Origin of the sequence: Streptomyces sp. CG 926 (assembly GCF_003148825.1) — a bacterium.
In the GTDB taxonomy this organism is placed as follows: domain Bacteria; phylum Actinomycetota; class Actinomycetes; order Streptomycetales; family Streptomycetaceae; genus Streptomyces.
The window spans coordinates 16,594-28,780 of sequence record NZ_QGGZ01000008.1 but is presented as its reverse complement, the minus strand read 5'-3'; the positions used below and the strand labels follow the sequence as shown (position 1 = coordinate 28,780).

Below are 12,187 nucleotides of genomic sequence, written 5' to 3'. Positions count from 1 at the left end.
TCAAGATCACCAAGAGTGATCGACAGCAAGGGGTCCGGGCGGCCCCACGGGGGCCGCCCGACCGGCTACTCCCCCGGCCAGTTCGGCTTGCGCTTCTCGTTGAACGCCGCGACGCCCTCCACCCGGTCACCCGAGAAGGCCACCGTCCGCCAGGCCGCGTCCTCGATCTCCAGACCGGCCTCCAGGTCCATCCCATGGCCCAGTCGCAGCGCCCGCTTGGCCGCCCGCAGACCCACCGGGGAGTTCGCGGCCATCCGGGACGCCAGCGCCAGCGCCTCCGCGGTGTCCTGGCCGGCCGGGACCACCGAGTCCACCAACCCCAGGGACAGCGCCTCGGTCGCCTCCACCCGGCGCGCGGTGAAGATCAGCTCCGCGGCCCGCGCCGCACCCACCCGGCGCGGCAGCAGCTGCGTACCGCCACCGCCGGGGATGACACCCACCGACACCTCGGGCAGGCCCACCACCGAGGTCTCGTCGGCGACGATCACATCGCAGGCCAGGGCCAGCTCGAAGCCACCGCCCAGCGCGAACCCGTGCACCGCCGCGATCGTGGGCATCGGCAGCGCCAGCACGCCCCCGTACGCGCCGCGCGTGGTCGGCCGCTGCCGGACCAGCTCGGTGTCCGAGAAGGAGTTGCGCTCCTTGAGGTCCGCCCCGACGCAGAAGGCCCGCTCCGAGGTCGAGGAGAGCACGACCACGCGTACGGACCGGTCGGCGGACAGCTCGGCGCAGGCCGCACCGAGGGCACGGGCCATCGCGGTCGACACCGCGTTCATCGCCTTGGGGCGGTCGAGGACCAGCTCGGCGACCCCGCCCTCGTGGCGGCGTACCGCCACGAACTCCGACTCGGACACGGCCTCGGACGCCATAGGAACCCTCCCGGTTAACGAACGTTACCCGGGGATCCTAGGGGGTGTCGGCCGCGACGGGCAGGGCCCGCCGGTGTCCGGTACCGCGTGACGCCGCCTAGCCGGTGCCCGCCCGCTTGCGCCGCGTCAGCGACCAGGGCTCCACGACTCCGAGCCCACGCACCGGCCGCTGCCACATCGGCTGCAGCGCGAAGCGGTAGGACGCGCCCTCGTCGGGCGCCGTCTCGGCTTCCTTCTCCGACACCGGAGCGGCCCCGGTCCGGGAGAGTTCCTCGGCCATCGCCCCGTCCACCAGGACCGCGTCCTTGGGGGCTATGGAGGTCAGCCGGCTGGCCAGGTTCACCGTGGTCCCGAAGACGTCGCCCATCCGGGTGGTCACCGTGCCGAAGGCGATCCCGACCCGCAGCTCGGGCATCTGCGCGTCGAGCTCCATCGTCTCGATCAGCCGCAGCGCGATCTCCGCCGCCGTCGCCGCGTCGTCGGCGCAGTACAGCACCTCGTCACCGAGGGTCTTGATCAGTCGGCCGCCGTGCGCGGCCACCAGGTCCGCCGCCGTCGTCTCGAAGGACTCGACCAGCTCGCCGAGCTCCTCCTCCTCCAGCCGCCGCGTCAGGCGGGTGAAGCCCACCAGGTCGGCGAAGCCCACCGCGAGCCGCCGGTCGACCATCTCGTCGTCGTCGGCCACCTGCACCACGCGCCCGGTCGCGGCCGCCAGCTGCCGCCGCCACACGTAGACGAGGAACTCCTCCAGCTCGGGCAGCAGCAGCTCCACCAGGGGGTACGTGACCTCCGTACGGGTCATGCCCGGCTCCGGCGGCTCCGTCAGCCCCTCCAGGAACGAGTCGATCTGCCACTCCGCCAGCCGGGCCGTGGTCTGCCCGGTGGACCGCGCCACCTGCACGGCCATCGGCTCGGACAGCAGCCCGGCCTCCACCAGACCGGCCAGCCGGCGCAGGGCCAGCACGTCGGCCTCGGTCAGCGCGCGGGCCTGCCCGATGTCGGCGAAGCCCATGGCCCGCCAGAAGCGCGAGGCCAGCTCCATGGACACGCCCGCGCTGCGGGCGGCCTGGAACGGCGTGTACCGGCGCTCGGCACCGAGGATCAGCTGCTCCAGCCGGATGGCGAGCGGATCCGCCGTCGGCTGGGCCGTGTGATCGACCTCGTGGTGCGGGGTGTGCTGGTCACGGCCGATCGGGGTGCCCGGGCCGGACGCGGAGCCGCCACCGGCGGACGCGCCGGCCGTAGGGTCGTCGACGGTCAAGGGCCGCCTCCTGTCCATTCCGTGCGCACTGCCCTGCGAACCGGTTGATCACCACGAGCACCGGGATCGCCTAAACCATACGGCAGGTGTGCCGTAGCTCACTCCCCCTCCCCATATCCGGCCCGCCCGCGACCTGGGTGCGGGGTCCGGGGCCGCGGCCCCGGAGCGGCGCCGCACCCGGCACCCCTGACCCGTGTCAGTGCACGGAACGCAGGTGGATGACGTCGCCCGCGCCCACCGTCTCGTGCTGTCCCTCGGCCGTACGGATCACCAGCCGGCCATCGGTGTCCACCGCTTCGGCCGTTCCGGTGAGGGTGCGCCCGCCGGGCAGCTCCGCGCGCACGTGCCGGCCCAGGGTCGCGCAGCCCGCCGCGTAGGTCTCCTGGAGGCCGCTGGCCGCCGGGTCGCCGGCCGCCGCGCGCCAGTTCCCGTACCACTCCTCCAGGGACCGCAGGACGGCCCGCAGCAGCGGGTCCCGGTCGGTCACGGAGGCCTTGGCCAGGGCCAGCGACCCCGCTGCCGGTACCGGCAGCTCGTCCTCGGTCAGGCTGACGTTGAGCCCGATCCCGAGGACCACGCCGTCCTCGACCCGCTCGGCGAGGATCCCGCCGGTCTTGCGCTCCTCGCCGTCCACGGTGACCAGCAGGTCGTTGGGCCACTTGAGGGCGGTGTCCACGCCGGCCGCCCGGGACAGCCCGGTCGCGGTGGCCACCCCGGCCAGCAGGGTCAGCCAGCCCCACCGCTCCTGCGGCACCGCGTCGCCCGGCTTGAGCAGGACGGAGAAGAACAGTCCGGAGCGGGCGGGCGCGACCCAGCTCCGGTCCAGCCGCCCGCGCCCGGCGCTCTGCTCCTCGGCGACGAGCACGGCTCCCTCGGGCAACTTCGCCGCCCGAGTGGCAAGGTCGGTATTGGTGGACCCGGTACTGCCCACGACCTCCAGCGAGGTCCACAGCCCGTCCCCGGTGACGAGCGCCCGCTGGAGGGCTGCGACATTGAGGGGCGGGCGGTCCAGGCTCGACCAGCGACCGGCGGAAGCTCCTGCTGAGGCATCTGATGGCGTCATGCAACCCAATGTAGGTGTGTCAAACGCCGCACTGCCGAGCGCCATGCCCGCCGATACGCTACGCACCAGTAGCCAGCAGTAGTCAATCAATTGACCAGGCAGTTGACACCACGCAGGGAGCCGCGACCCCGATGTCACATCCGTCAGAGCCGATCGACATGCACACCACCGCGGGCAAGATCGCGGATCTGCAGCGCCGCATCGACGAAGCCACCCACGCCGGCTCCGCCCGCGCCGTGGAGAAGCAGCACGCCAAGGGCAAGCTGACGGCGCGTGAGCGGGTTGCCCTCCTGCTGGACGAGGGATCCTTCGTCGAGCTCGACGAGTTCGCCCGGCACCGGTCCACCAACTTCGGGCTGGAGAAGACCCGGCCCTACGGCGACGGCGTCGTCACCGGCTACGGCACGGTGGACGGCCGCCCGGTGGCCGTGTTCTCGCAGGACTTCACCGTCTTCGGCGGGGCCCTCGGCGAGACCTACGGTCAGAAGATCATGAAGGTCATGGACTTCGCGCTGAAGACCGGATGCCCCCTCGTCGGCATCAACGACTCCGGTGGCGCCCGGATCCAGGAGGGCGTCAGCGCGCTGGGCATGTACGGCGAGATCTTCCGCCGCAACGTCCACGCGTCCGGCGTGATCCCGCAGATCAGCCTGGTCGTCGGACCCTGCGCGGGCGGCGCCGTGTACTCCCCGGCCATCACCGACTTCACGGTCATGGTCGACCAGACCTCGCACATGTTCATCACCGGCCCGGACGTCATCAAGACGGTCACCGGCGAGGACGTCGGCTTCGAGGAGCTGGGCGGGGCGCGCACGCACAACAGCACGTCCGGCGTCGCCCACCACATGGCGGGCGACGAGAAGGACGCCATCGAGTACGTGAAGTCACTGCTCGCGTACCTGCCGTCGAACAACCTCTCCGAGCCGCCGGCCTTCCCGGAGGAGGCGGACACCGAGGTCTCCGACGCCGACCGCGAGCTCGACGTGCTGATCCCGGACAGCGCCAACCAGCCGTACGACATGCACACCGTGATCGAGCACGTGCTCGACGACGCGGAGTTCCTGGAGACGCAGGCCCTCTTCGCGCCGAACATCCTGACCGGCTTCGGCCGGGTCGAGGGCCACCCGGTGGGTGTCGTCGCCAACCAGCCGATGCAGTTCGCCGGCTGCCTGGACATCGACGCCTCGGAGAAGGCCGCCCGGTTCGTGCGGACCTGCGACGCCTTCAACATCCCGGTGCTCACCTTCGTGGACGTCCCGGGCTTCCTTCCGGGCACCGACCAGGAGTACAACGGAATCATCCGACGCGGCGCGAAGCTGATCTACGCGTACGCCGAGGCCACCGTTCCGCTGATCACCGTCATCACCCGCAAGGCCTTCGGCGGCGCGTACGACGTCATGGGCTCCAAGCACCTCGGCGCCGACCTGAACCTGGCCTGGCCGACCGCGCAGATCGCCGTCATGGGCGCGCAGGGTGCCGTGAACATCCTGCACCGCCGCGCGATCGCCGAGGCGGAGGCGGCGGGCAACGCCGAGGAGACCCGGGCCCGGCTCATCACCGAGTACGAGGACGCGCTGCTCAACCCGTACACGGCGGCCGAGCGCGGGTACATCGACGCGGTGACCATGCCGTCCGAGACCCGGGCGCACGTGGTGAAGGGGCTGCGGCAGCTGCGTACCAAGCGGGAGTCCCTGCCGCCGAAGAAGCACGGCAACATTCCGCTCTAGCCCCTCCAGGAGGACTCTGTGGTGATCAAGGTCGTCAAGGGCAACCCGACCCCGGAGGAGCTGGCCGCCGCTCTGGCGGTGGTCCAGGCGCGGGCGGCGATGCTGGCCATGGCGCCGCCGCTCGCCCCGGCGCCCGCGGACGAGTGGTCGGCGCCGGCCCGGGTGGCCCGGCGGCGGGTTCCGCATCCGGGGCCGCGGGCCTGGGGCCGTACCTACTGGCCCGCGTAGCCGAACCGGTGTGAACGGACGGGTGGCGCCTGAGTACCCGTACTCAGGCGCCACACCCTTTCCCGGGCCAGGATCGAGGCATGCTCTGGTCCGACCCGAAGAACGAGCCGCCCAAGGACATGCGCGACGCGCAGGCGATGATCCGGCGGCTGACCGTGGTGCTCGCCCTCGCCATGCTCGTGGTGGTGTACGTCCTGGGCGTGGGCCGCTTCTAGGGGGCGGTGACGGGGTGCGGGCCGCGCCTACGATGGCCACCATGACTGCGACACCTGAGCCCTCGACGACCGGGCGCACGCTCGTCCTCGCCTCCGCCTCCCCCGCCCGGCTGAACCTGCTGCGGCAGGCCGGGCTCGCCCCGCACGTGATCGTCAGCGGCTTCGACGAGGACACCCTGAACCACGACGAGCCGGCCGCCCTGGCGCTGGCGCTGGCCGAGGCGAAGGCCGCCGTCGTGGCGGGGCTGGACGAGGCCGCGGGCGCCCTGGTGATCGGCTGCGACTCGGTGCTGGAGCTGGACGGCGAGGCGCTGGGCAAGCCGGCGGACGCCGAGGAGGCCACCGCGCGCTGGAAGTCGATGCGCGGGCGGTCGGGCGTGCTGCGCACCGGGCACTGTGTGATCGACACGGCGAACGGCCGTCAGGTCTCGGCCACGGCCTCGACGACGGTCCGGTTCGGTGAACCCACGGACGCGGAGGTGGCGGCGTACGTGGCGAGCGGGGAGCCCCTGCACGTGGCGGGGGCGTTCACCCTGGACGGGCTGTCGGCGCCGTTCATCGACGGCATCGACGGGGATCACAGCAACGTCATCGGCCTGTCGCTGCCGCTGCTGCGTGCCCTGCTGGGCGAACTGGACGTGTCCATCACGGACTTGTGGGCTTGAGCTCCCCGAACGGCGGCGTGGGCGGCAGCGGCGGGGTGTCCTCGCCCGCGTCGCCCGCCTCGTCCTCGCCGCCGCCGCTGCCGCCCGGACGGGCGGCGTAGGACGTCAGGGTCAGGACGAGCAGACACAGGATCAGCATCGTCGCCGCGAAGGCGGCCCAGCCGACCAGCGCGACGGAGAGGATGCCGAGCACCCCGTGGGTGACGGCGCCGCTGATGAGCACGACGCGGCCGAAGCGGCCCGGGGCGCGGTCGCGGATCGCGGTGACGGCGGCGATCACGGCGCACAGCACGAGGAAGGCGCCCATGCCCGCCCCCATGGCGTAGGTCGCCTTGGACATGAGAGCCGGATCGCTGCCCGCTATCGACATCGACTGGTTCGCCGTGGTCCGGCCCAGCACGATGTGGACGAGCACGAGCAGCGCCGCTTCCACGACGAGCACGATCGCGGCCAGTCCGGCCACGAGTCTTCGCAGCACGATGCCGCCACCCCCCACGTGTCACAAGCCCGTTCGACGCCTGGAGGCTACTAACGGGTAGCCCGGCGGGCAAGACATCCGCCCACCCGGCTTTGCGGACCCCTCGCGCCCCATGGACCGCCGTACGGCGCCGCTACGACGACGACTTCGGCTTCTTCTCCCGCGGCCACAGGGTGTACGACCAGGACCAGAGCGTGTCGATCACCCAGACGGTCAGCCAGATCCGGCCGACCCAGACCAGCGGTCCGCGCCGGTCGTCGGGCACGGCGGCGTCCGTGATCTGCCACACGAGCCAGCTGGAGTCCAGGACCCACAGGACCAGTTGCCCCAGCGCGAAGGCGGCCGTGTGGACGCACCAGTCCCGCCGCTCCTTGCGGGCGTGGGCCTTCGGCCCGAGGACGCCCTCCGCCGCCGGCGGCCGCGCCGGCTCCCGCTCGCCCATGTCCCTCTCCCCGTCCGTCTTCCCGTCCGTCTTCCCGTCCCCACGGTGCTCCGGCAGGCCCAGTGCGCGGACCGCGTACGGCACCACGAGCGCGCCCAGGGCCGAGGTGGCGGCTGCCGCCCCGCAGGCGGCGACCCAGCCGGCCTCCTGGTAGAGCGCCCCCATCACCAGTGGCCCGGCCACGACGCCGGCCAGGCGGGCGCTCTCGTACAGGCCCATGGCCCGGCCGATCCGCCCGCCGGAGGCGGCCGCCACGGTCGCCTGCTCCACCGGGATCTGCGCGGCGAAGCAGGCGGCGGCCACGGCCCACAGGGCGGCGACGGCCGGCGGTGCGGAGACGACCGCGAGGCCCGCGGCGAACAACGTGTTCGCCACGAACGAGGCGACCATGACCCGTGTACGGCCCAGCCGCCCGGTGAGGCGGTGCGCGTGCGCCGGTAGCAGGACGAACACCAGGAAGCCGGGGGCGAGGACCAGCGCGATCTCGTTCGGGGACAGCTCCAGGTCCGACTGCAGCCGCAGCAGCAGGAGCATCCACAGACCGGCCTCGGCCGCGGCCGTCACCGCCGACACCACCATCAACGGCAGCAGCCGCCGCTCCGCGGCACCCCACCGCTCCCGGCGCGCGGCCGTGGCGCGAGGAGGGACGCCGGCCCGCTCCGGGCAGGGCCCGCGCAGCAGCGCGACCACGGCCACCGCGCAGGCGGCGCCGCCCAGCCAGAACAGCAGCGCATAGCCACCGCGTTCCAGCAGGGAGAACGCCACCAGGTAGCCGACGAGGGCGCCCTGACCCTCTGCGGACAGCAGCTTGCCGTAGGCGGAGGTGCGGTCGCCCTCCTGGGACCGTTGCCCGGTCCAGGCGCGTAGGGCGACCCAGAACAGGGCCCCACCGGCGCCTCCCAGGCCCGCCGCGACGAAGGCCGCCACCAGCGAGTCGGCGAGCGCGTAACCCGCGAACGACAGGGCGTACAGACCCGCGCCGGCCACGGCCACCCGCCGCTGGTCGAAACGGTCGGCCAGTTCCCCGGCCAACGGGCGCACGATCAGCGACAGCACCGCCTCGAAGGCGATCAGCGCGCCGACCCCGAAGGCCCCGGCGCCGAGCGCCGACCCCGCCCACAGCGGCAGCAGGAAGTCGAGCACCTCGGCCGGGGCGCTCGCGAACAGCGCCGCCGACAGGACCCGGCGTCCGGCCCGGTCCTCGGGCGCCTTCGTCCCGGCGCTCACGCTTCGACGGCCGGTGTGCGACACCCGACCTCCGCCGTGCCGGATCGGCCGGGGAGGGGCCCCCGTAAGAAACCTGCCAAGGCCATCGACTCGTCCTCGTCTCGCTGGTCGTCGTTCCTCCACGCCGCCTGTAGGACGCCGTTCGGCCCGCCCGGGTTGTCAACTCGTCGGTGTCCCCGCCGGCGCGCGATCGCGGGACCCGCTGTCGTCCATCCGTAGGACACGCCCGGCGCGCTGCCGCCCGCCCGGGCCCGTGCGGGCCACCTCGCTGTGGGTACGGTGTTGTCCCTGTTCGCCTGCGGGACGACCGGGCTACCAATCGGTAAACAAGGGGGCAACTCCTCTCACGACCGCAAAGAAACCATGAGCCGTTCGTAGGGACTCGACAAAGAATCACCCGGGGCCGCTGACCGGGGGGACAGAGACCTTGGATACATGACGGGGTTACTGTGCAGTCGGGGATCCCCCTGACCTGGGGCGCCACAAGGGTTCTCCGCCGGATCGACCCTCGCATCACACTGTGTGTGGGCAAGGTCACCACCGGGGAAGGGTCGAAAGGCCGTGTGGGCTGTCCCTAAACTCAGCTTGTTTCAAGGAGGGAGCCATCGTGCGCAAGGTGCTCATCGCCAACCGTGGCGAAATCGCTGTCCGCGTTGCTCGGGCCTGCCGGGACGCCGGGATCGGGAGCGTAGCCGTCTACGCCGATCCGGACCGGGACGCTCTGCACGTCCGCGCGGCCGACGAAGCTTTCGCGTTGGGCGGTGACACCCCGGCCGCCAGCTACCTGGACATCTCCAAGGTCCTCCAGGCCGCAGCCGACTCCGGTGCGGACGCCATCCATCCCGGATACGGCTTCCTGTCCGAGAACGCCGACTTCGCCCAGGCCGTGCTCGACGCCGGCCTGACCTGGATCGGTCCGCCGCCGCAGGCCATCCGTGACCTCGGCGACAAGGTGGCCGCCCGTCACATCGCCCAGCGCGCCGGGGCTCCGCTGGTCGCCGGTACGCCGGACCCGGTCTCCGGGGCCGACGAGGTCGTCGCCTTCGCCGAGGAGCACGGCCTGCCGATCGCCATCAAGGCCGCCTTCGGTGGTGGCGGTCGCGGTCTGAAGGTCGCCCGCACCCTCGAAGAGGTGCCGGAGCTCTACGAGTCCGCCGTCCGTGAGGCCGTCGCCGCCTTCGGCCGCGGCGAGTGCTTCGTCGAGCGCTACCTCGACAAGCCCCGCCACGTCGAGACCCAGTGCCTGGCCGACTCGCACGGCAACGTCGTCGTCGTGTCGACCCGTGACTGCTCGCTGCAGCGCCGCCACCAGAAGCTCGTGGAGGAGGCCCCGGCGCCGTTCCTGAGCGAGGCTCAGAACGCGGAGCTGTACGCCGCCTCCAAGGCGATCCTGAAGGAAGCCGGCTACGTCGGCGCCGGCACCGTCGAGTTCCTCGTCTCCGCCGACGGCCTGATCTCCTTCCTGGAGGTCAACACCCGCCTCCAGGTCGAGCACCCGGTCACCGAAGAGGTCTCCGGCATCGACCTGGTCCGCGAGATGTTCCGCATCGCCGACGGCGAGGAGCTCGGCTACGGGGACCCGGTCCTGCGCGGCCACTCCATCGAGTTCCGCATCAACGGTGAGGACCCGGGCCGTGGCTTCCTCCCGGCGCCCGGCACGGTGACGAAGTTCGCCGCGCCGTCGGGCCCGGGCGTCCGCCTCGACGCGGGTGTCGAATCCGGCTCCGTGATCGGCCCGGCCTGGGACTCGCTCCTGGCCAAGCTGATCGTCACGGGTGCCACCCGCGAGCAGGCCCTGCAGCGCGCCGCCCGCGCGCTCGCCGAGTTCGAGGTCGAGGGCATGGCCACGGCCATCCCGTTCCACCGTGCGGTCGTCGCCGACCCGGCGTTCGCCCCGACCGACGGCAGCCCGTTCACCGTCTTCACCCGGTGGATCGAGACCGAGTTCGTCAACGAGATCCCGGCGTTCACGGCCCCGGCAGCGGACGACATCGAGGACGAGCCGGGCCGCGAGACGGTGGTCGTCGAGGTCGGCGGCAAGCGTCTCGAGGTCTCGCTCCCGTCGTCGCTGGGCATGACCCTGGCCCGCACGGCCGCCGCCGGTGGTGCGAAGCCGAAGCGCCGCGCGGCCAAGAAGTCCGGCCCGGCCGCCTCCGGCGACACCCTGGCGTCCCCGATGCAGGGCACGATCGTCAAGGTCGCGGTCGAGGAGGGCCAGCAGGTCAACGAGGGCGACCTGGTCGTCGTACTCGAGGCCATGAAGATGGAGCAGCCGCTGAACGCGCACCGCTCCGGCACCGTCGTCGGCCTCACGGCCGAGGTCGGCGGGTCGGTCACCTCGGGCGCGACGATCTGCGAGATCAAGGACTGACGTCCCGCACCACCTGAGACGCCGGCGGGGCTGGAGCAATCCAGCCCCGCCGGCGTTCTTCGTTCAGGTCCGCGATGCGGCCCCGGCCCGGCTACGCGAACGTGTCCGGGTACCCGAGGTCGTAGTGCGGCGACATCGACGAGGTCCACGCACTCCCGTCGAAGCGATCGCACAACACCTGATCGCCCGCACCCACCCGACGGCAGTACGACACCGACCCGTCCGCATTCGCCAACCACGACCGATCCGACGCATAACCCCAGTCGTTCGGCACGGAGTACGCGGTGACCCAACCGGTGGGCTTCAACACGCTGCAGACCAACCCCTGCGAGCCCTGATCACCGGCCCGCCCACACACCGCAGGCCCGTCCTTCGTCGACAGATACGCCCGATTCTCGTGATAACCCAGGTCGAAGTGCGGCGACATCGACGAGGTCCACGTACTCCCGTCGAACCGATCGCACAGGACCTGATCGCCCGCACCCACCCGACGGCAGTACGACACCGACCCGTCCGCATTCGCCAACCACGACCGATCCGACGCATAACCCCAGTCGTTCGGCACGGAGTACGCGGTGACCCAACCGGTGGGCTTCAACACGCTGCAGACCAGCTTCTGCGCACCCTGGTCCCCGGCTCGCCCGCACTCCGCGGGCCCGTCCTTCGTCGACAGGTACGCGAGGTCCGCCGAGTCCGCGTCGTTCTGCACGTACCGGGTGGCGGCGGCCGAGACGCCGGCGGCGTTGCGGGCGACGACGGAGTAGGCGTAGTCCTGATGCGGCGACACCTGGACGTCGAGCCACCGGGTGCCTGTCACCGTGGCGAGGAGGGTGCCGTTCCGGCTGACCTGGTAGTCGGTGGCGCCGGCCGAGGCGCTCCACTGGAGGACCACCCGTGAGCCATGGGCCAACACCGCGATTCCGGCCGGAGCGGCCGGTGCGGACTGCGGTGGCGGAGGGACGTCCGCCAGGTCCTTGAAGTGGATGTACTGGAACGCGCCCGTCGGGACGGTACGTGCGTTGTACGTGCCGTCGTAGCCGTGGTTGTACTCCTCGATGGTCACCGTGCCGTTGCCGACGGACTCCACCCAGGCGACGTGTCCCACCCCCAGGGCGACGGCGCCCTTGGCGGGGATGTTGTCGACGTGGAAGCCCAGAGCCCTGGCCCGGTTCCCCCAGTCGGTGGCGTCGGCGTGGAACGGCATGCCGAAGCCGTTCCGGCTCTGCAGGCGCCAGGCGACGAAGCTGGTGCACTCCCGGTTGAACATGCCCCAGTCGTCGGACACCGAGTCCATGGGGACGTTTCGCCACTTCGCGGGGTAGTCGTCGCTCAAGGCGGACGCGGACGGTACGGCCGCCGCGGAGAACAGGGACGTCAGCAGGACCGTCACGAGGACGCTCACGACACGACGAAGTACGTGGCGGGCAACCGGCAGTCTCCGGTCGCGTAGGGGTGGTATGCCGGACGGGAGCACGGTCATCGAACCCTCCTTCAGGCCCCTCCCGCCGTGCGGTCACACGACTCCAGGGCGCTGGAGCATCCTGGAGCCCACCGTGTGATCAGATCGGACAACCGGATGAATTCACCCGGACGAGCTAGTCCTTCGAAGAGCGGATTCGGTGACGGACGACGGAAGGCCCG

Annotated in this window: 11 protein-coding genes; 5 read left to right on the top strand and 6 right to left on the bottom strand. The window is 71.9% G+C overall.

Annotated elements, in window-relative coordinates:
- Positions 1 to 65: 65 nt before the first annotated feature.
- The 3 genes from BCL76_RS21470 to BCL76_RS21460 form a co-directional block, all read right to left on the bottom strand.
- On the bottom strand, positions 66 to 869 hold the full coding sequence (locus BCL76_RS21470) for an enoyl-CoA hydratase/isomerase family protein (RefSeq protein WP_109781086.1): 804 nt from the start codon (positions 867 to 869) through the stop codon (positions 66 to 68).
- 97 nt (positions 870 to 966) lie between these two features.
- Positions 967 to 2,130 carry an adenylate/guanylate cyclase domain-containing protein gene (locus BCL76_RS21465; RefSeq protein ID WP_109781085.1) on the bottom strand — a complete coding sequence of 388 codons (1,164 nt, stop codon included), beginning with the start codon at positions 2,128 to 2,130 and terminating at the stop codon, positions 967 to 969.
- A gap of 196 nt (positions 2,131 to 2,326) precedes the next feature.
- The gene (locus tag BCL76_RS21460) at positions 2,327 to 3,193 is read right to left on the bottom strand and encodes a biotin--[acetyl-CoA-carboxylase] ligase (RefSeq protein WP_109781084.1); all 867 of its coding nucleotides are present in this window, start codon (positions 3,191 to 3,193) and stop codon (positions 2,327 to 2,329) included.
- 131 nt (positions 3,194 to 3,324) lie between these two features.
- Between BCL76_RS21460 and BCL76_RS21455 the strand changes: the two genes are divergently transcribed.
- The 4 genes from BCL76_RS21455 to BCL76_RS21445 all read left to right on the top strand — a co-directional run bounded on the left by BCL76_RS21455 (position 3,325) and on the right by BCL76_RS21445 (position 6,028).
- Positions 3,325 to 4,920, top strand: a complete 1,596-nt coding sequence (locus BCL76_RS21455; protein WP_109781083.1) for an acyl-CoA carboxylase subunit beta — start codon at positions 3,325 to 3,327, stop codon at positions 4,918 to 4,920.
- Between the two features lie 18 nt (positions 4,921 to 4,938).
- Positions 4,939 to 5,148, top strand: coding sequence for an acyl-CoA carboxylase epsilon subunit (locus tag BCL76_RS21450; RefSeq protein WP_109781082.1), 210 nt, complete (start codon positions 4,939 to 4,941; stop codon positions 5,146 to 5,148).
- Between the two features lie 80 nt (positions 5,149 to 5,228).
- Positions 5,229 to 5,363 carry a morphogenic membrane protein MmpB gene (mmpB, locus tag BCL76_RS39875; protein ID WP_258309830.1) on the top strand — a complete coding sequence of 45 codons (135 nt, stop codon included), beginning with the start codon at positions 5,229 to 5,231 and terminating at the stop codon, positions 5,361 to 5,363.
- A 41-nt stretch (positions 5,364 to 5,404) separates the two neighbouring features.
- A complete protein-coding gene (locus tag BCL76_RS21445) occupies positions 5,405 to 6,028 on the top strand; it encodes a nucleoside triphosphate pyrophosphatase (protein WP_109781363.1) in 624 nt (207 codons plus the stop codon).
- Here the strand turns inward: BCL76_RS21445 and BCL76_RS21440 are convergent.
- Both BCL76_RS21440 and BCL76_RS21435 read right to left on the bottom strand, forming a co-directional pair.
- The gene (locus BCL76_RS21440; RefSeq protein WP_258309829.1) at positions 6,009 to 6,506 is read right to left on the bottom strand and encodes a hypothetical protein; all 498 of its coding nucleotides are present in this window, start codon (positions 6,504 to 6,506) and stop codon (positions 6,009 to 6,011) included. The two genes, BCL76_RS21445 and BCL76_RS21440, sit on opposite strands and share 20 nt — an antisense overlap.
- A 133-nt stretch (positions 6,507 to 6,639) precedes the next feature.
- A complete protein-coding gene (locus tag BCL76_RS21435; protein ID WP_109781362.1) occupies positions 6,640 to 8,175 on the bottom strand; it encodes an MFS transporter in 1,536 nt (511 codons plus the stop codon).
- A gap of 607 nt (positions 8,176 to 8,782) precedes the next feature.
- Between BCL76_RS21435 and BCL76_RS21430 the strand changes: the two genes are divergently transcribed.
- A complete protein-coding gene (locus BCL76_RS21430) occupies positions 8,783 to 10,546 on the top strand; it encodes an acetyl/propionyl/methylcrotonyl-CoA carboxylase subunit alpha (RefSeq protein WP_109781081.1) in 1,764 nt (587 codons plus the stop codon).
- 91 nt (positions 10,547 to 10,637) lie between these two features.
- On the opposite strand, the gene BCL76_RS21425 is transcribed toward BCL76_RS21430, so the two are convergent.
- Entirely contained in the window at positions 10,638 to 11,948 is a 1,311-nt protein-coding gene (locus tag BCL76_RS21425) for a CHAP domain-containing protein (protein WP_181382647.1), read from the bottom strand.
- Positions 11,949 to 12,187 lie beyond the last annotated feature (239 nt).